This is a genomic window from Vibrio gangliei, from assembly GCF_026001925.1.
Taxonomy (GTDB): domain Bacteria; phylum Pseudomonadota; class Gammaproteobacteria; order Enterobacterales; family Vibrionaceae; genus Vibrio; species Vibrio gangliei.
Window position 1 is genome coordinate 127,114 of sequence record NZ_AP021870.1, and the last position, 19,157, is coordinate 146,270.

At 43.2% G+C, this 19,157-nt stretch carries 15 protein-coding genes; 5 read left to right on the top strand and 10 right to left on the bottom strand.

Going from position 1 to position 19,157, the window contains the following annotated elements:
• Positions 1-4: 4 nt before the first annotated feature.
• The 9 genes from Vgang_RS12605 to kduD form a co-directional block, all read right to left on the bottom strand.
• Positions 5-2,242, bottom strand: coding sequence for a right-handed parallel beta-helix repeat-containing protein (locus Vgang_RS12605; RefSeq protein ID WP_105901204.1), 2,238 nt, complete (start codon positions 2,240-2,242; stop codon positions 5-7).
• A 75-nt stretch (positions 2,243-2,317) separates the two neighbouring features.
• Complete coding sequence (locus Vgang_RS12610; protein ID WP_105901205.1) at positions 2,318-3,034, bottom strand: oligogalacturonate-specific porin KdgM family protein; 717 nt, start codon at positions 3,032-3,034, stop codon at positions 2,318-2,320.
• A 274-nt stretch (positions 3,035-3,308) separates the two neighbouring features.
• A complete protein-coding gene (locus tag Vgang_RS12615) occupies positions 3,309-4,490 on the bottom strand; it encodes an oligogalacturonate lyase family protein (protein ID WP_105901206.1) in 1,182 nt (393 codons plus the stop codon).
• 61 nt (positions 4,491-4,551) lie between these two features.
• Positions 4,552-6,315 (bottom strand): sodium:solute symporter family protein, encoded by a 1,764-nt coding sequence (locus tag Vgang_RS12620; protein ID WP_105901207.1) that lies wholly within the window; start codon positions 6,313-6,315, stop codon positions 4,552-4,554.
• 359 nt (positions 6,316-6,674) lie between these two features.
• The gene (locus tag Vgang_RS12625) at positions 6,675-7,298 is read right to left on the bottom strand and encodes a bifunctional 4-hydroxy-2-oxoglutarate aldolase/2-dehydro-3-deoxy-phosphogluconate aldolase (RefSeq protein WP_105901208.1); all 624 of its coding nucleotides are present in this window, start codon (positions 7,296-7,298) and stop codon (positions 6,675-6,677) included.
• Between the two features lie 30 nt (positions 7,299-7,328).
• Positions 7,329-8,258, bottom strand: coding sequence for a 2-dehydro-3-deoxygluconokinase (locus Vgang_RS12630; RefSeq protein WP_105901209.1), 930 nt, complete (start codon positions 8,256-8,258; stop codon positions 7,329-7,331).
• A 393-nt stretch (positions 8,259-8,651) separates the two neighbouring features.
• Positions 8,652-9,290: an RpiB/LacA/LacB family sugar-phosphate isomerase gene (locus tag Vgang_RS12635; RefSeq protein ID WP_105901210.1), complete on the bottom strand. Its 639-nt coding sequence runs from the start codon at positions 9,288-9,290 to the stop codon at positions 8,652-8,654.
• Between the two features lie 81 nt (positions 9,291-9,371).
• On the bottom strand, positions 9,372-9,695 hold the full coding sequence (locus Vgang_RS12640) for a cupin domain-containing protein (RefSeq protein WP_105901211.1): 324 nt from the start codon (positions 9,693-9,695) through the stop codon (positions 9,372-9,374).
• Positions 9,696-9,728: 33 nt separating this feature from the next.
• On the bottom strand, positions 9,729-10,490 hold the full coding sequence (kduD, locus tag Vgang_RS12645; protein ID WP_105901212.1) for a 2-dehydro-3-deoxy-D-gluconate 5-dehydrogenase KduD: 762 nt from the start codon (positions 10,488-10,490) through the stop codon (positions 9,729-9,731).
• A 271-nt stretch (positions 10,491-10,761) separates the two neighbouring features.
• Between kduD and kdgR the strand changes: the two genes are divergently transcribed.
• The 5 genes from kdgR (at position 10,762) to Vgang_RS12670 (ending at position 16,439) form a co-directional block, all read left to right on the top strand.
• Positions 10,762-11,556: a DNA-binding transcriptional regulator KdgR gene (kdgR, locus tag Vgang_RS12650; RefSeq protein WP_170066815.1), complete on the top strand. Its 795-nt coding sequence runs from the start codon at positions 10,762-10,764 to the stop codon at positions 11,554-11,556.
• Between the two features lie 136 nt (positions 11,557-11,692).
• Positions 11,693-13,555: a DUF294 nucleotidyltransferase-like domain-containing protein gene (locus Vgang_RS12655; protein ID WP_105901214.1), complete on the top strand. Its 1,863-nt coding sequence runs from the start codon at positions 11,693-11,695 to the stop codon at positions 13,553-13,555.
• A 6-nt stretch (positions 13,556-13,561) separates the two neighbouring features.
• Positions 13,562-14,293 carry an exonuclease domain-containing protein gene (locus Vgang_RS12660; protein WP_105901215.1) on the top strand — a complete coding sequence of 244 codons (732 nt, stop codon included), beginning with the start codon at positions 13,562-13,564 and terminating at the stop codon, positions 14,291-14,293.
• A gap of 100 nt (positions 14,294-14,393) precedes the next feature.
• Complete coding sequence (locus Vgang_RS12665) at positions 14,394-15,272, top strand: LysR family transcriptional regulator (RefSeq protein ID WP_105901216.1); 879 nt, start codon at positions 14,394-14,396, stop codon at positions 15,270-15,272.
• Positions 15,273-15,539: 267 nt separating this feature from the next.
• Entirely contained in the window at positions 15,540-16,439 is a 900-nt protein-coding gene (locus tag Vgang_RS12670) for a cation diffusion facilitator family transporter (RefSeq protein WP_105901217.1), read from the top strand.
• Between the two features lie 86 nt (positions 16,440-16,525).
• Here the strand turns inward: Vgang_RS12670 and Vgang_RS12675 are convergent, their stop codons facing one another.
• Positions 16,526-19,126 carry a pectinesterase family protein gene (locus tag Vgang_RS12675; protein ID WP_105901218.1) on the bottom strand — a complete coding sequence of 867 codons (2,601 nt, stop codon included), beginning with the start codon at positions 19,124-19,126 and terminating at the stop codon, positions 16,526-16,528.
• Positions 19,127-19,157: the final 31 nt, after the last annotated feature.

Genomic DNA, 19,157 nt, shown 5'->3' on the forward strand with positions numbered 1-19,157 from the left:
GCGGTTATTTAAGCAACTCTTTCAGTGCTAAGGCTTCATCTCGACCTGGCATTGGCTTCGACTCATCAATCTTCGCTGCTTGTTTTAGTTTCTCAAGTAGCTCAGGTTTGATGGTGTTACCGTCAGTAAATTGTGTTTTGCCTTTTTCATAGAAAGCATTATCAACCGACTTATCTGCACTGACAGAATCATCGTATTTACTGGTTTGGTAGAAACGCAGAGAGGTATTACCTGTGAATGTGCCTTGTTTGATCTCATCTGAATATGGGCTTAAACGGAATAGGTAGTTAAAGCGCTTATTGTCGATTGAGACGTTGTTTTCAACCGTTAATGAACCAGGGTTGAAGTTGTCGGTAAAGCCGTCCATGTTGTTGGCAAACGCTAGGCTGTTTTTGATGACGTGGTTGACTGGTAAGCCTTCGCCGCCCAATTTAAAGCCGTTACCAATGGTGCCGCCTGAATTTGGATGGTCTAGCGTTTGACCATTTTTGAACGCGATAGAATCGATAATAGTTACCACACCGTTCGGGCCATCTTCCACTTTGTTGAATAGATCCCAGCCGTCATCCGCATTGTGGTGCGAGATACAACGGATAAAGGTGTTACCATCACCCACGCGCATTTTGGCTGCGAAACCATCGGCGTTGATGCGAGATTTATCCATGTTGTTGTAGCTTTCACTATCCATGACTGTGTTGTAGCTTGCCCATAATGCGCGACCTACACCTTCAGGAGAGGTGATTTGGAAGCCAGTATCCGGCGCTCCGTGAGTCAACATTTTCTCGAAGGTGTTGTGGCTACCGTAAACAATAAATTGGCCGCCAGCGATTTCGATATTTTTGTAGTGCCAGTAATGAGCAGAATGAACTACTTCACCCGTAAAGCGAACGTTATCGCCCAGTGCAACGAGTGTTTTTTCTTTACCTTCTACACCACTGAACTCTGCTGAAATCTTAGTGGCAGGGTAGTCACCGTCTTCTAGGTAAATAGTGCCACCCGGTGCCAGTAGTTGCAGCGCGGTTTCTAGGTTAACCGGTTTGCCTTCGCTGCCATCACCCGCAGCGGTGGCATTCGGGCTAACGTAGATTTTCTCTGGGTTATCAATTACAGATTTCGTTACAGTGACTTTTTGTACTTTAGGTTTAAGATCTGGGCCTTCTGCCGCTGTAAAGGTAATTTCAAAGTTGCTTGACGCTTTATCAAGATCGGCTTTGTGGCTAAATAGCGCACCCGCTTCCACTTTTTCACCTGAAACAATCTCTTTACCATCTTGAGTCACAGAGAATGTACCGGCGTAGTTGGCACGCGCTTGAACGTAGTAATCGTCACTGGCTGTGTGTGCTGAAGAGGCATTTTCAAATACCAGTTTATTTTGTGGTGCTTGGTATTTTGGTGCGTCTTTGGTGTTAGCTTCAGACAGTTTTAAATCCACATCATACACAGAAATTTTTGCGTTACGTGAAGCGAAGAAACCAACATATTGATTATCAGGATCTTGCATTTCAACTAGGTTTGCCGGTGCGTCTTTAAGAGGCACAGTTTTCGTTGTTTTGCCATCGCTGAACGTGACTTCGAATGTTTCGTCAGTACGAGTTACTGACATAGTGTATTTAAGTGATTCACCAAACTTCACGCCTTTTAGGTACTCATCGCGGTACATTTTATTGCCGCCTGTGCCCCAAGGGTGGTAGATACCCTCGCGATAATTACCATTGATGTTGGTTAAGCCGTTCGCATCGCCTTTTTTATTAGCACGGAATGCGTTCATCACCATGTTTGAAGCCGCTGGGAATTCTTCCATGCCCAGAGGTTGTGGATCGAGACGTGGTTTACCGACGATATCGCGCACCATAATACCTGCACCTTCTTGGCGGTTTGGCGCAGCGCCCGTTTCTGGGCCAAGTTGGTCAAGCGTGACGGTGGCAGAAAGCGTAAAGTTCACATCGGTTGGTAGAGCTGTGTAGTAGTATGTGACACCTTCGTGAGAGTTCGCTAATTTGCCGCCGCGGCTTTCAATGGTGAAGTGCTTTTCAAGTTTACCTGAAGTGATTTTTTTACCATCAACGGTCACTTGGTTAGTGCCGACTTTTTCCGGCAAGATGGTGGATCCGAAGTTTAAGTCAGTTGACTGGCCAAACGTAACTGCATGCCATTCAAGTGAGTTAACATCCGGTAGCGCTGCGTGGGCGGCAAGTGGGCTAAGCGCAAGAGCAATTAAGCCTGTTAGAGTTTTCTTTTTCATCGTCACGTCCTTTAAAGCGAAAAGAAAAAAGAGTTTATATATAGCGATATAAACTCTTTAATGTAGATAGGTTTATTAGAAGTTGTATTTTAGGCCGACACGGTAGCGAGGAACGTACTCATCTTTACCTTCTTTCATTCCGTCAGTATTTTGGCTGACCATACCGAATTCCATAAAAGGTCTCCAGCCGCTTTCAAAGCCTTTATATTCTGCGGTTAAGTTAACTAGGTTTAGATAGTTGTTATCACCGTCGTAGCCTGAGCTGTCTGATTGTTCGAATTTATATTCAAAATCAATACCGAGCCCAAAGTCGCCAATGTTATAACCACTGGTTAGGTTCAACTGATTGTAGTGGCTGTTGTCTGTACCAGGATCAGAAACGTTTTTATAACCATAGCGGTAACGTAATGCGACGTTCCAATCATCGGTAAGCTTTTGAGTACCTTTTAAATCCAGTTTATGAGTTACTGAAGAGTCACCAGCATCGATTGCATAAGCAGGTTGTAAAGTGAAGCTATCGAATGCTTTGTAGTTGTAGCTAACTTTTGTTTCATGGCCAACACTTTTGATTTCACCTAGGTTGACATCATCTCCAGCGTAGCCCCATTTGATCTCACCACTGATACCGATACCATTCGCAAAAGTATGAGCCAGTGTCATACGATCACGGTGACGTGAAGCCATGTCGCCTTCTTCAGGAATAAATTCATGACGAAGGTTGATGCTAGCAGCAGACGCGCCCATGGAGGTTAACGCGATTGCAACCATTGGTACTAAAAGCAATTTTTTCATTTTCACAGTCCTTTTGATTATTATTTTTGTTGTTGCAAAGACACTTTCTTCTTGCCTAAATACTATAGTGAAACAGTGTTCTATTTTAAAAGAAAGGTTGGTTTGATTTGTGATCTTGGTAACTTTGTGTGATTAGGAATGTGAACAGATTCACGTTACTTATGAGTTTAAAATGTGGCGCGAAATAACTGGTGTGATAGGCATAAAAAATCCCAGTTAACAGGCTGTTAACTGGGATTCGGTGGTTGTTAAAAATGTGTTGTTTTACACGAGATTATGCCTTTAATTCTTCTGGAACTTCTGCGATGTAAACCGCAGGTACACCTTCGAAATCGCTAGTAAATAATACGCCAGTATCACCCGGGGTAAATGATGGGTGAGGGTGGGTAATTTGACGGTCTCCGTCTAACACTTCCCAAGATGTACTGTGTTTTGCTAGGCGGGCAAAGCTCTTCTTCTCAGTATTAAGAATGTATAAGAACGGGTCGTTTTCGATATCGTAGCCGTCAGTGTCGTTGACATCCACAGGCGCATCGCTGCCATCACCCACCATAAGCGTACCGTTGTGGTTACTCATTAGGTGAGAACATTGTGGCATTTCCATCACCATTTCGTTTTCGAGTGTTTCTGGATTGGCTTTGAAGATCACGCGCTCCGTTTGGCCTTTGAAGTAAGAAACGTAAGCCATTGCTGAGCCATCTGGAATCCAAAATTCATGCGTGCAAGACTCACCTTCGGCGTGTTCTTTGATCTTACGAACATTGCTACCATCTTCATTCACTAGCCACATACGCGCATCTACAAGGTCGTGTGGGCCTTCATGACAGAAGCCGATAGTATTGTCGTCAAACGGGCGATAAATAGGATGACCTAACCAGGCATCGTCTTGATGTACTACATCTAACGCGCCAGTTTCGATATCAACTTTGATTAAACGACAGGTTGGGTTGGTGTGGTAGAACTCAGCGAATTTTTCCCAAGAAGTGAGAGGTTTCCAACAGCTTTTCTTGATTTCGATACCCACGAGTTTAGTACAGTCAGAGTTCGCAACCCAAGTGCCATAACCTTTCCATTCTTCATCAACGGTGTAGATCACTTTTTCTTCTAGTGTCTCCAGGTCAACTTTCATTAGGTTTAATTCGTTTTTCACGTAGAAGAACGATTTGTCGTCAGTTGAGATAAAACCGCCAAAGGTATTGTCTCCTTTGCCTTCAGTAAGCTGAGTGGCTTTTTGGGTTTTTAGATCAAGCAGGTAATAGTTGCGGTTTGCTTCGCCGTTAACCACATCGAAGTCACCAGCAAATAAAAGCTTAGAACCATCAGTGGTGAAGCATTTTTGATAGAAGTAGTTACGGTGACAGATAACGTTAGTCGGCGTTAAACGAGTGACTTTGTTGTTAGTATCTGAATCTACGAAAGTTTCAAATTGTAGATCGATGATTTGACCTTTAGCCATAATATTCTCCTAAAAGTACAGCCAGTAACTAGGACTGGCTGTTTATTATTCATTGATTTAATTAGTTGGTTGCATTAGCCACGGTTGCATTATCGGCTTTGGCACTCTTCTTAAGTAAGTATCCAAAGACTAGGATGGCTATCGCACAAGCTAGGAATAATGCGCGCCCCCACATTGGGTTTGGAATCAGAACCATCGCGGTTAGACCGTACCCCATGTAGCTTACTAGCGTACCTAGTTTTTGACGTTGCATGCGGTCAACTTCGTCTTGGCCGTCTTCTGCGATACACTCTGTGTCCACATCTTCGAAGAACGCTTTTGTTTCTTCAAGGTGAGTATCTTTCTCTTCTTTGTAGAACAGAGTCGTTGCACAGAAGAAACCAGCGGTTAAGAACAAGTGAGCAGCGATTGTGATCATTGTCTTGAAGTCTGATGTTTCACGACCTGTTAGTGATTCAATACCGAACCAGCTTGCTACGAATTGTGGAGTGAATACCGTTACTACTAGGTAAGACACGAACATACCGACAAGAACTGTTGCCCATGGCGCCCATTTTGGTGTCTTACGGATGATGATACCCAAGAACAATGGAACTAGGATTGGTGATTGCAGTAGCGTCGCAACTTGCATCATCAAATCAAACAGGCTTAGGTGCTTCAATGAGTTGAAGAATTGAGCCATCAAGATAACAAGGATACCGTTGATAAGACACGCCACTTGACCTGCACGTAATAGTTCTTTATCAGACGCTTTACCTTTGCGTACTACGGTTGCCCAGAAGCTGCGAACAAAGATACCAGAGTTACGGTTCAGTGCAGAGTCCATTGAAGACATGGTAGCCGCAAATAGACCTGCCATTAGAAGACCAACCGTGCCAATCGGCATCACTTCGCGGGCAAATACTAGGTAAACTGCATCCGATGCTTTCGCGCCTAAGTTAGGGTAAGCAGCCGCTGCATCTGGGTATAGAATCGCGGTTGCCCAAGGTGGGATGAACCAAACAATTGCACCAATTGCCATCATTACTAGCGCCATAAGAGCCGCTTTGCTAGCATTTTTCGAATCTTTTGCGTTAAGGAAACGGTAAGACTCTTGCATGTTGTTGATACTTTGTAATTGCTTTACTAGGAAGAATAAGCAAGAACCAACAAGTAGCATAGGGTAGTTCATGTCAGGGCCAATGAAGAAGCCACCAGGGAAGTTCGTTACGATTTCACCTGGGCCGCCAACAACAAATAGCGCCACAACTGCACAAGCAACAGAGATAACCGCAACAACTAGGGTTTGAATGAAGTCAGACGCTACCACACCCCAAGCACCACTGATTAGCGAGATAGCCAATACAGCTGCACCGGTTACGTAGATAGTCGTAATGATGTCTGCATCAAATACTGCTGAAGCGAATACACCTAGGCCGTTCAACCATACACCTGCGTTGATGACGCTTAGTGGGATGATAACCCAAGTAAAGAATTGCTCGTTCACAGAACCGAAGCGACGACGAACACCTTCTGTTGGTGTATCAACGCGCATTTGGCGGAAGCGACGTGCAAAATAGAAGTAGGCAAAAACGTAAGCCAACATGTTGCCGAAGAAAACAAATAGGATAGCGAAACCATCGCTAAATGCTTTACCAGCGGCACCGGTGAACGTCCATGCAGAGAATTGAGTCATAAAGGCAGTTGCACCAACCATCCACCAGAGCATTTTACCGCCCCCACGGAAGTAGTCACTGGTGCTGTTGCTCGCCATTTTTTTGAATAGAACGCTGATGAGAACCATCAGGGCGAAATATCCAGCAATCACTAAATAATCATAGTTCATAATAATCTTCCTGAAACATCGTTTTGATTTTTATGCATCATACCTCCAAAAGTAAAAATAAAATGTGCGCAAAATCAAAACGGAGGTTCAATTTTTTTGTCTTTGCTAATATCTGTGATCTCTAGCACGGTCTTAGAAGACAGAAGGGATTGCGTTGATGACTTGATAAATAAGGGTTGCTGCTATTTTAACCAGAAATAATACGGCTTGTGTCGCACGAAATTTTTGCTTGAGCACATAGTAGTTGAAATATGGTTTTAAAAGGTGATGTGTATTCGTTTTTAGGAGCTGAATAGAATTGAAGCACAAAAAAACCGAGCAATATTAAGCTCGGTTTTTTATCGGGATATATGAAGTGATTAAGCAATCACTTTCGCTACATCAGCCACAAGCGCAGCTAATTCATCCCACTTTTCATTGTCGATAAGATCGGTTGGGATCATCCAAGTACCACCGCAAGCAAAGACTGCTGGGATAGCAAGGTAATCATTGACGTTTTTCGGGCTCACGCCGCCAGTTGGCATAAAGCTAACTGGGTAAACGGCAGTCAGTGCTTTTAGCATGTTCACGCCGCCTGAAGGCTCTGCTGGGAAGAATTTCAATGTATCTAAACCTAGCTCCATCGCTTGTTCAACCAGGCTTGGGTTGTTGACGCCAGGTACGATAGTCACGCCACGTTGTTGGCAGTATTTTACTGTGGTTGGGTTAAGGCCCGGGCTAACGACAAAATCAACGCCTGCTTCGATAGATTCATCCACTTGTTTTGTAGTCAGAACCGTACCTGAACCGATTAACATGTCTGGGTAGGCTTCACGCATGTTTTTGATGGCTTGAGCGGCGGCTGGCGTGCGGAATGTGACTTCGGCGCAAGGTAGGCCGTTTTCAACCAACACTTGTGCCAATTTTACTGCTTTATCCGCATCTTTAATGGCAATAACAGGAACCACTTTAATTTCGCTCAGACGCTGTTTAATGCTTGTCATGATTTATCCTTAATAAATTCGTTTTCAAAATTAGTTTAATGCCGGCATTTCATTGGCTGGAATGATGGCTCCGCGGAAGCAAATTACCGTGCCAGCCAGTTTGTGTCCCATTTGCGCTGCTTCTTCGGCACTTCCGCCAGTTAAGCGTTTTGCTAAGTAACCTGCGCTGAAAGAGTCGCCTGCGGCCGTTGTATCAATCACGTTCTCGACTTTATTGGCTGCGACTTCCCATGTGCCTTCTGGAGTGATCACCATGCAAGGCTCTGCGCCACGTTTAATCACGATTTCGGTGACGCCACACGCTTGAGTGCGGTCGATCGCTTGCTGCTCCTTGGTATCACCATACAGCATTTCTTCATCTTCAAAGGTTAAGAAGGTCATATCCGCAAGGCTTATTACCGAGTGATAAGCTGCGCGAGCTTTCTCTTTAGAAGACCATAGTGCTGGGCGGTAGTTATTATCAAACGCGATTTTGCAGCCTTTTTGTTTGCAGGCTTTTAGCACCAACATCAGTTTTTGCAGGGCTTCTTCTGGCAAAATAGCTAAGCTCACACCACTGAGGTAGATCATTTGATAATCGCTTAATTCATCAATAATGGTGTCGAGTTTCTTTTCTAGCAACCAGTAACGTGCTGCCGCATCACTACGCCAGTATTGGAAACTACGTTCACCATCTGGCGTGGTTGAAATTGAGTATAAGCCAGGTAATTTAGTCTCAGAAATATGTACATGAGAAGTATCAATTTTCTCATCATTCCAAGCTTCCATCATCGCTTGGCTGAAAGGATCTTTACCTAAACCCGTTATGTAAGAGGTAGTAATCGCTTGGTTGGTTAAGCGAGAAAGATATAGCGCAGTATTTAAGGTATCACCACCAAAACTTTGTTTGTATAGCTCATCCCCAGCTTTTTGTAATTCGACCATGCATTCGCCAATAACGGCAACACGATTGACTTGCATAATTTTTCTCCTATAAAAATATTGCCTCTATTATTAATAATTGGCGCATGAGGGTCAATTAAAATGGAACATCGTTTTGATTTCTGTGATTAAGGTAGATTTCTTGAAAAAGAGAGGGAGGTTAACAGGGTAGATAGCTAATAAAAAAAGCCGATCTGGGGGAGATCGGCAAAAGTAGGTACATCATATAGAGTAGTGCAGTTTGGATCGTTAGCCTATACTAATCGTACTAATTATCTGACCATTATTGCTTGTTAAAAGACTCGATAACTGCGTTATACTTTTCGTTTATAAAGAAGTTGATTGTAGAACAACTACTTATCGAAAATTTATGCCTTGTTCTCAAGCCTTTTACCTACGCAATTTCTGCTCATCTAATTAATTTGATTGGTATTACGCTAAAATTTCCTGAACAAATGCTTTGATTTCAGCATCTTGGCAGTTGTCGAAGAAACATTTTTGGAAACGCTCGCCAGTAACGGCAGTTTTCACTAATTCTGGGTCGATAGCACGTAGCGTATCTAGGTAGTTTTCTTTACATACAGCGGCTTTCACTTCACCTAGGATACCTGCGTTGCGAACTTGTGGTTCTTTACGCTCAACTGGGTAGCCTTCACCACGAGGACCAGTGAATGCTTTCTCGAAGATGTAACGTGCGTTAAGCTCCGCTGCCCAACCAAAACCTTTTGCAAACGCTAGAGAAAGCGCGTTGCCGTTGTTGATTTGGTTGAATAGGAAAGCATCTGAAGGATCTAGGCAGTAACCACATGCTACGCCTGGGTGTAGGTTAAGAGACATCATTGCGCCTTGACCTGTACCACAACCAGCCACTACGAAATCTACTGCTTTAGAGTTAAGTAGGATGCTAGCTTGAATACCAAGATGGATGTACGTTAGGTGATGATCGTTTTCATCGCTCATACCTACGTTAGCAACTGTGTGGCCTAGTGGCTCAACAACGCTAGTTAATTCGTTAAGAATTGTTGCGTTTTTGCCTGCTTGGCTGTTTTCCATCATTAGTGCGATTTTCATGATTTTCTCCAATAGAAAATAGTTAACTTTGAATTTGGGTTCCCTAACGCCTGCTTTGAGGGTTAGGGAACGAAATAAGGGTTACTCGATGAAGTCTTTACGCATTGGAGTAAAGTTATCTAGCAATACGCCTGCTTTAAGACACTTACAACCGTGCATGATGTTTGGCTCTTTATAGAGTGCATCGCCGGCTTTTACGATTTTCGTTTCATCGCCGATAGTGAATTCAAATTCACCAGACAGAACATACGTGAGTTGCTCATGCGGGTGGTTGTGAAGATAACCGACCGCGTTGTCTTCGAAGTGAACTTCAACTGACATGATGTTGTCACTGTACGCTAAGATTTTGCGCTTAACGCCATCACCAAGATCTTCTAGTTCAACGTCTTTACCATATACAAACATAATTCAACCTTTCTTCTTTCTGGTCGTTCAGTATTAGCGAGCTAACCAGCCGCCATCTACTGCTACAGTGTAGCCATTGATGTAGCTAGCCGCATCAGAAGCTAAGAATACACATGGGCCCGCTACGTCTTCTGGTTTACCCCAACGGTCAGCAGGAATACGCTCTAGAATTGCTGCATTACGCTCTTCATCTGCACGTAGAGCGGCAGTGTTGTTGGTTGCCATGTAGCCAGGTGCAATTGCGTTTACATTGATGTTGTGTTTTGCCCACTCGTTCGCCATTGCGCGAGTGATACCCATTACCGCACTCTTAGATGCAGTGTAAGAAGGTACACGGATACCGCCTTGGAAAGAAAGCATAGACGCGATGTTGATGATCTTACCGCCGTGACCTTGTTTGATGTATTGCTGAGCAACCGCTTGAGACATGAAGAACACAGTCTTAGAGTTGATGTTCATTACGTCGTCCCAGTTTTGCTCAGAAAACTCGATTGCGTCTTCGCGACGAATGATACCAGCGTTGTTCACTAGGATATCGATCTTGCCGAATTCATTGACAGCCGTTTCAATGATACGAGGAATATCATCTTGAGTAAGAAGGTTGGCACGAACATCTAGGAAAGTATGACCACCCGCTTTCATAAGTTCAATGGTTTCGTCTGGTGATGCATAGTTAACACCAACCACTTTACAGCCCGCTTGTGCTAAGCCAAGTGCCATGCCTTGACCAAGACCAGTGTCACAGCCTGTTACGATGGCAACTTTACCTTCAAGATTGAATGCATTAAGAATCATAGTTTTTTTCCTTTTCTTACCTTCCTACTGGGTCGGCAATGAACAAATAGAGTAGAGTGTTTTCGTTTATGTGTTGTCACATTAGCAATACTAAAACACGTTTTCAATAATTTTTAAAAAGCTGTTTCATTAAAAGTGACGGATATCTAGTTTATTGAAAATACGTGCGCTCTGTTTCACTTTTTTGAACTGGGTGTTTTAAAAAAAATGACATCTATATAGAATAGGTCAGTAATAAGAATAACTTTCATGAATTAAAGGTCTAATCTCTATGGATAAAGGTAAGCAACCTGATGCAGTATCCTCAGTACTGAAAGTATTTGGGATTTTGCAAGCGCTAGGTGAGCAAAAGGATATCGGTATTACCGAGCTATCTCAGCGTTTAATGATGTCAAAAAGTACGACATATCGTTTCTTACAAACGATGAAAATGTTGGGTTATGTGGATCAAGAAGGTGAGGCCGATAAATACTCATTGACGTTAAAGTTGTTTGAAGTGGGCGCAAAATCACTTGAGTATGTGGATATCATCACATTGGCAGATAAAGAAATGCGTCATATTTCAGAGAAGACCAATGAGGCGCTTCACTTAGGCGCACTGGATGTCGACCACATCATTTATACGCACAAAATTGATTCTGGCTACAACTTGCGCATGCAATCACGTATTGGTCGCCGCAACCCACTGTATAGTACGGCGATTGGCAAAGTATTATTAGCGGAACGTGATGAAGAATTTGTGCGTAATGCTTTGAAAGACGTGACATTCATTAAGCACACAGAAAAGACACATGAAAATGTCGATCAATTGCTTGAAGAATTGAAAGTCGTAAAACAACAAGGTTATGCCGAAGATAATGAAGAGCAAGAACCGGGTTTACGTTGTATTGGAGCGCCAGTGTATGATCGCTTTGGTCATGTGATTGCGGGCTTATCCATTTCATTCCCAACCATCCGTTTTGATGAAGATCGCATGGCGGAATATGTCAATATGCTACAAGTGGCTTGCCGCAATATCTCTGAGCAGTTGGGTTACCACGAATACCCAATGTCGAAAGCGTCTTAAGCTCAAAATTGCAAATCATAAAAAAAGCAGCGTTTGGCTGCTTTTTTTGTGCACGAAAGCATAGTTTTCACTTTTCTTGTTATATTTGAAATGGTGTTTTGATATTGTTGACACATTGAATTAAGAGACCGTATTTATGAGCAACGCTTTATTGCCAAATATCTATGATTTTGTTGTACGTATTGATCCCTTTGACAAACTGCCGACCGAGGTAGTACGAGATGTGGTCAGTAAAGTAAAAATCATCTACTTATCAAAAGGTGAAGAAATTCACTTTAGTTCAGGCTGTGAAGAGCGTTTCTTATACATTATTCGCACTGGAGCGGTTGAGCAGCGAATGAAAGATGGCTCATTACGTGCTCGCTTAGGGGAAGAAGATCAGTTTGGCTTTACCTTTTTAGAGCCGCTGGCTGATAGCGAAGATGGCTACACCGCCACCGCATTAGCCGACAGTCTGCTATATCTTGTGCCTCATTCCACTTTGCAGAATCTATTTAAATCTAACCCTCAATATTCTGAATACTTTGACACTCGCGCTCGTGCCCGTTTGAACTCAGCTTTGTACCGTGTGACGCCTGATAACAAAGGCCCTTACTATCGACGGGTGGCTGAAGTGGCGAGCGAAAATATTGCGATCGTTGATAAAGAGACCAGCATCAAGCAAGTCGCTATGTACATGTGTGGTGAAATGCGATCGTCTTGCGCGGTAGTAAAAGACGGCGACGACATTGTTGGCATCATTACCGACCGTGATATGACAACGCGCGTTGTTTCTAAAGGCGTGGATACCGAGCTGCCTATTTCTACGGTGATGACCACCAACCCACAACTGATTCATTCTGATGCGACGGTGCTAGAAGCCATCTCTTTGATGATGCAATTCAATATTCGCTGTATGCCTGTGGTGCAAGGAAAAAAAGTGATAGGGCTGATTACCACCACGCATTTAGTGCATAACCACCGTACTCAAGCTTTATTCTTGATCGAGAAAATCAAATATTCGAATTCGATTGAAGCGCTAAAAATGCTAAAAGATGAACGTACGACCATCTTCTCTGCATTAGTGGAAAGCCAGGTTGCCTCTAATATTGTCGCTTCCGTGATGTCGATGATCATGGATGCCTTTAACCGCCGTATTATTCAACTCGCCGAAGATAAATTAGGCCCAGCGCCTTGTGATTATTCATGGATTGTTGCTGGCTCTCATGCTCGCAACGAAGTGCATTTATTATCAGATCAAGATAGTGCATTGATCATTGATGACTGCGCGACACAAGCCGATATGGCCTATTTTACTCACCTCGCTATGATGGTTTGTAATGGGCTCGATGCCTGTGGTTATCCTCTGTGTGATGGTAAATATATGGCCGCGACACCAAAATGGTGCCAGCCATTATCACGCTGGAAAGAGTATTACCGTAAATGGGTGAGTACACCGGAATACAATAAGCTACTCAACATCAGTGTGTTTTTAGAAGTGCGCTCTTTGTATGGCAATGGGGAATTGGCGACGGAGTTACAGCAGCATTTGCACCAATGTATTGCCGAAAGCCACCGTTTTATTCCGTCTTTGGTGAGAGATGCGGTCGATACGCAGCCACCATTGGGGATTTTTAATAATTTGGTATTGGAAAAGAGTGGTGATAACAGCCGTACTTTGAATATCAAAAAATACGCATTAAACCTCATCATTGACCTTGCCCGAATTTACAGTTTATCGGCCGAAGGCACATTAACCGGAACAGAAGAACGTTTTGAATGGGCCTATCAGAAAGGTGTCATGACGGAGCAAAGCTATAAGAATATTATCGGCGCTTACCGCTTTATCACTCAGGTTCGTTTTACCCATCAAAATGAAGCGTTGAAGCTAGGCAAAAAGCCCGATAATCATATCGATCCTGAAACCTTCAGCAGCTTTGAACGTAAGCATTTAAAAGACGCGTTTAAGATCATCAATGAATTACAAGAAGGCGCGAAACTGCGCTTCACCAAAGGCTAATTCACCATGTTACAAGCAATAAAGCATTATTTTCACCCTTTAGTGAAATTGGAAAAACAACGTCAAGCGATAGTGATCCCAGAGACAGCGTCGCCTGAATTAACCCTATTGCTTGAAACACCGTTGCCAGAGCCTGAAACCTTGCTTAAAGACTTGGAATTTTTGGTGCTGGATTTTGAAACCACAGGGTTGGATTTCGAAAAAGACAGCTTACTGAGTATTGGCAATATTCAAATGAAGCAAAACCAAATCGATATGGGGACTGCCGCACATTGTTATGTGGATGACGACCAAACGATTAAAGCGGAGAGTGCGGTCATCAATCATATCGTGCCGCAAATGTTGATTGAGGGTGACAGACTTGATGAAGCCATGAATCGGTTGTTTAGCAAAATGATGGGTAAAGTGGTGATGGCGCATGGGGCGATTATCGAGCGTAAGTTTATTGATTCTTATATTAAGAAAAAATATGGCCTCGACGGTTTGCCTTTGATTTGGCTTGATACATTGAAAATTGAAAAACATCTCACCTTTCATCAAAAAGCGACGGCATTAGAGTTGCAATTAAATGATGTGCGTAAGCGTTACGGTTTACCTGACTACAATGCGCATAATGCTTTGGTCGATGCGATCTCGACCGCCGAATTATATCTGGCGCAAAAAAGTAAAATTTTTGGTAAAAACGCTGCCACAACCACGTTGGGCGAAGTGTGTAATCGCGCAACTTGTTCAGGGTGATTTGTCGCGCTTGAAACCTGAGATTAGTTGACGGCGAGTGGATAGGCAATGCGTGAGAAATTGTTTATCATGCCCCAAATGTCAACTGAGTAAGCGGCCTATGAATCTGTCTCAAATCGAAGCATTTTGCACTATTGCCAACACCGGTTCGGTTTCAGAAGCGGCACGTCAATTAGAGTGTAATCGCACTAAATTGAGCATGGCGATCAAAGCATTAGAAACAGAATTAGGCGTCGAGCTGTTTGTTCGCACGGGCAATAACTTGACGCTCTCAGAAGCAGGAAAAGCGATCTACAAAGATTGTGAGACCATGATGATTACCGCTTCTCGTATACGACATACTTGCGCGCAGGTTTCTGATGAATTTGCGGCTGAAGTCTGGGTCGCTCGAGATGATTCTTTACCCGATTACTTATGGCAAGATCTTGCCCATTCACTGAACAAACTGTTTCCGAACACTTCTTTTAATATCATTCTTGCTTCAAGTGGTGATTTAGCCAATCTAGTGGCCACACAACAAGTGGATTTTGCTTTTGGTGTGGATTATGAGCGGTTAGATGATCCTCGTATTGGTTATCAGCCACTTGGCAAAATTCGCATGATGTCAGTATGTAGTGCTACGCATCCGTTGATTAAGCTGAAAAGGGTCAGTGATCAAGAGCTAAGAAAGTCGATGCAAGCGGTGATGGTTTATCTCAATGAGCAAGATAACTCCAGCCTTGAGCCTTTCTCGCATCGCTACATTGGTTTTTCTAGTTTCGAATATATGCTGTCGACGATTTTAAGTGAAAACGCTTGGGGCGTACTGCCGGAACCTCTTATTCGTCATCATTTACGTGAGCAGCGTTTGTCGGTTATTCGACATACTTACGGGTTAACTCAAGAAGATTTTTGTATGTTCAGTATTGCTGGTAGTGCTGAAAATCCTGCGATGACTTGGCTCGCAGATAAAGTGAGTGACTACTTATTTGATTTCTAACCACTCGATTTTGCGTGATTTCAATTTTTTCGATATTCCATCTAAACAACAAGAGTGCGTTTAATTTCACCTTGATATTAGCTTCAAAAAAGAGGACAAACTCACTCAGTGTCAAATTTTATGACGCTTGTTTTTGATTTCAAGTGATTGAAATTTAATTAAAAAATTTCTTTTAGAAGTCTCGCCCTCGTTAGCTTGTACAAATCGTTATTGTAAAGTCCCGCCTTTCAGCCAAAATACATTCAGTTTTCTACTGGTGTAAATAAAATGTGTGCTCAAACAAATTATAAAGAAAATCGCGTTTTAACTCTTTCAGCCCTTTTAGCGTCAATGTTTGCTGGTGGTGGTTTGGTGGTGGGTTTATTAGTTGGCTCGTTGGTCATCATGTTTGACGGTGTATATTCTTTAGTGAGCTTACTGTTAACTTTATTGTCGCTCACAGCGGCACGATATATTCGAAAGCCTTCTGATAACCAATTTACTTTTGGTCGTGCCCTGTTTCAGCCAGCAGTGATTGCCATAAAAGGCGCAGTGATTTTATTGATCGTGGCCTATTCATTGTATTCAGCCATTGGTTCATTATTTACTGGTGGACGCGAAGTGGATGCGTCAATTGCCACCGCGTTTGGTGCGATTAATGTTCTAGGCTGTGGTTTAGCGTGGTGGTACATGGCATCACTAAATAAAAAACGCTCTTCGGGTTTAATTGATGCAGAAGTAAAGCAATGGCAAATGGACACATTATTGAGTGTTGCGGTAACAGCCAGCTTTGTGGTGGCATGGTTAATGACATTAACGCCGGCTGCTAAATATGCGGTGTATGCCGACCCATTAATGATGCTAGCGATGTCGTTTTATTTCATCAAAGTCCCATTAGATATGTTGCGTTCGGCCTTGAGAGAAATCTTCTTGATGGCACCGAGCAAAGAAATCTGCCACAGCGTAGACCAAAGTGTTGTCGCGGCAGGTAAAGAATCAGACCAAGAGATTGAATTGGCCGGTGTTGCAAAAGTCGGGCAGGAGCTGTGGATTGATGTGGACATTCTTCCTGATAATAACTGTGAAGAAATTTTGATTGAAGATATAGAACAAACTCGTCAAACCATTGAAAAACGTCTTTCTAAGTTACCGTTGAAATTGCAAATTACCGTTAATATAGCCACCTAATTCTTATCAATATTTCTTGGTTTAAGATGAAATAAAAACCACCTCAGTTTGAGGTGGTTTTTTGTTTTAGGTGTGTTGCAAAGGGCTTATAACTGACGAGCGAGCTTTTTCAATTTGGGTTCTTGTTTGATGTAGTCAACAACCACTTTAGTTAGCTCCTGAGCGCCATATTGTTGGAAGTGAGTCGTATCAGGCTTTTCAAGGCTTCCGGTACGTCCTTCATAATATGGGTATTGAGCAGGGTCGACAGCTAACCAAATATTGCTCCAACCACTACCAGCTTCATCGCCTAAACGAATCGATTCTGCCTGCATATCAATCAGTGGCACATTGTGTTTTTTGGCGGTGTCGATAACCGTTTGGGTGTAGCTGCCAAAGAAGCCATAACCATTACTGCTGTTTTGCTTGGTGACATGCTGGAGTGGATTGATCGGAGCACCGTATTCGCCTGCTGCGGTTTTTGCTCGCGCTGTAGCCGTTAACAATACTGGCTGCATTTTGTGTTTTTTAGCAAAGGCGAGGTAGCGCTCCAGCGAGTGTTGGAATGAGTAGTGTGGCTTACCAAATGGGTATTGAGGTTTGCCGTCTTCTGAGTTTGGATAAGTACACAAGTTCGCGACATCAATGGGGCCACGCTCTCCATTGGCACCATTACATTTTTCATCGTTATGACTAAATTCAATGAATAAGTAGTCGCCTGGTTTCACGTACGGTTCAAGGCTGCTGAGCCAGCGACCATTGATGAAATCGCGAGAGCTTCGGCCAGAACGAGCGGCATTAACAATCGCTAAATCACGATCAGAATATTGCAAATCAAACGCTTGGCCCCAACCCATACGCGGGTAAACATCTTGCTCGTAATTCGATACGGTTGAATCGCCAACCAAAAAGACGCGTGTCTTAGCCGATTTTATTTGATGGGCCACTTGGTCTAACTGGTCATCTTGCAATTGATATTTTGGATTGCTCTCAATATTCAAAATAGGGTGGAAAGCCAAATCGGTTAATGTGGTTGCTGACGCCAGTCCAGTGCTGGTGGTATAACCGCGATTATGTAGCACTTTCTCGGTGAGTTTTTTCATCACAGAGTGATACTTTTTATCGTAGTTTTCAGGGCTTAATATTGAGGTATCTTTCATACCTCGCTGCTCAAATGCTTGAGAGAAAGCCTGTTGAAAATTAGCACGCGCTTGCTCTAATTCTTTTAAAGGCAGGACGGGTACGTAGCCTTTCTCTACTAATTGCTGCGGGCCGTCAATACCGACAGAATTGGCTAAACCGGACACAATAACATCAGTAAATGGGTTGATGTTACCTAATGTGGTTTCACCAGGTTTAGCATCGGTGATGAGTGCGCTCATACAGAATGAACGTTTTTTATCACTTTTCAGGCAAGAAAATCCGCTGAGGTCATTGGCCGATACCACAATCGGCAACGTCATCTTACTGATACTAAGTTCATAGCGACCTTGTTTGTCGGTTTTCGCAATGACTTTCTGACCACTACTGTCAATGGCAGTTATGATGGCTGGAAAACTCATTGAAGAGTTAAGTACCTCACCTTGAAGGTTGCTGTGAGGCGGCAGGGAGATATCAGGTGTCCAACCATCCAAAATAGTATCGTTATCGTATTGTTTAATCTGCTGGTGAGTTAACTGAGGGCGATAAGCATCACTGGGTTGATTGGGGGGCACTGCTCCGGCACCAAAGTTATGGTATTCCCAGAAACGAGATTGTTCAGGTGTAAACCAAATGGTGTTTTGATTAATGTCTTTTCCGCTCATTTTATCCCAGCCGTAGATGTGATCATCCATACGGCAATTAATGAACGCAGCGTGCCCAATCGCGTTTGGATCGGCGTAGCGGCCATCTTCGAATGTTGTCGTTGGATGCCAAGGTCGGCCTAATGCGAACGATTTAGCCGGCATTTTAGGGTTTTCTTTTTTGAGATGGCAACTTTTGAAAACTAGGCCAAATGCTTGATTAATATCGGTTGCTGGTGCGGTGATGTAGCCGTACGAGTTACCTTCCGAGACGTCGTTTCTATCACGAGCGATAATTTCACTGTTTTCAATGAGTGCACCGCCATAACCGAAGATGAAATCAATGTGGCCACTGATCTTCGATTGATCAAAATAGTTCATTGGCGATTTTAGATAGAGCGTATCTTGGTAACCTTCCAGAGTGACATTTTTGAACTGGGCGTGATTACCTGGTTTGGAGATTAATAGTGCGACCGCTTGAGTTGATTTGATTTTGGTGGGGTCATCATCGGCTTTTTCTTGGTTTGCTGGGTAATCAAAGCCGTTGGCAATGGTTAAGTTTCTGGCTTTAAAGTTTTCAGCATTAATATTGACCGTGCGGCTTCCTGTTGTGCCCCATGTCGACCCATCGTCTTTTTGCGTACCGCTGGCCGTTGTGGCTGTAATGATGGTGTTGGTTTGGCTTTCACCAATGAAATAGAGATTTGGCCTCTCGATATTAAGGCGCTCTTGATAGGTGCCATTTTTAATATAGATAGTATATAAACTGTCGTCTTGTGGGGCATTGGCTAGGGCTTCTTGAATGGTTTTGTAATCACCAGAGCCATCTTGAGCGACGGTTACATTATAAAGTGCCGCGTGTAGTGGCGAAGCAAAGACTAACGCAGCCGATATTCCTAACTGGGTAAAGAGTGATTTATTCATGTTTTTAGGTTCCAAAGAAGAAAAAAAGGCT

Excerpts from the sequence above, each read along its gene's own strand:
- Vgang_RS12605 (WP_105901204.1), bottom strand. The coding sequence starts at position 2,242 with ATGAAAAAGAAAACTCTAACAGGCTTAATTGCTCTTGCGCTTAGCCCA.
- Vgang_RS12610 (WP_105901205.1), bottom strand. The coding sequence starts at position 3,034 with ATGAAAAAATTGCTTTTAGTACCAATGGTTGCAATCGCGTTAACCTCC.
- Vgang_RS12615 (WP_105901206.1), bottom strand. The coding sequence starts at position 4,490 with ATGGCTAAAGGTCAAATCATCGATCTACAATTTGAAACTTTCGTAGAT.
- Vgang_RS12620 (WP_105901207.1), bottom strand. The coding sequence starts at position 6,315 with ATGAACTATGATTATTTAGTGATTGCTGGATATTTCGCCCTGATGGTT.
- Vgang_RS12625 (WP_105901208.1), bottom strand. The coding sequence starts at position 7,298 with ATGACAAGCATTAAACAGCGTCTGAGCGAAATTAAAGTGGTTCCTGTT.
- Vgang_RS12630 (WP_105901209.1), bottom strand. The coding sequence starts at position 8,258 with ATGCAAGTCAATCGTGTTGCCGTTATTGGCGAATGCATGGTCGAATTA.
- Vgang_RS12635 (WP_105901210.1), bottom strand. The coding sequence starts at position 9,290 with ATGAAAATCGCACTAATGATGGAAAACAGCCAAGCAGGCAAAAACGCA.
- Vgang_RS12640 (WP_105901211.1), bottom strand. The coding sequence starts at position 9,695 with ATGTTTGTATATGGTAAAGACGTTGAACTAGAAGATCTTGGTGATGGC.
- kduD (WP_105901212.1), bottom strand. The coding sequence starts at position 10,490 with ATGATTCTTAATGCATTCAATCTTGAAGGTAAAGTTGCCATCGTAACA.
- kdgR (WP_170066815.1), top strand. The coding sequence starts at position 10,762 with ATGGATAAAGGTAAGCAACCTGATGCAGTATCCTCAGTACTGAAAGTA.
- Vgang_RS12655 (WP_105901214.1), top strand. The coding sequence starts at position 11,693 with ATGAGCAACGCTTTATTGCCAAATATCTATGATTTTGTTGTACGTATT.
- Vgang_RS12660 (WP_105901215.1), top strand. The coding sequence starts at position 13,562 with ATGTTACAAGCAATAAAGCATTATTTTCACCCTTTAGTGAAATTGGAA.
- Vgang_RS12665 (WP_105901216.1), top strand. The coding sequence starts at position 14,394 with ATGAATCTGTCTCAAATCGAAGCATTTTGCACTATTGCCAACACCGGT.
- Vgang_RS12670 (WP_105901217.1), top strand. The coding sequence starts at position 15,540 with ATGTGTGCTCAAACAAATTATAAAGAAAATCGCGTTTTAACTCTTTCA.
- Vgang_RS12675 (WP_105901218.1), bottom strand. The coding sequence starts at position 19,126 with ATGAATAAATCACTCTTTACCCAGTTAGGAATATCGGCTGCGTTAGTC.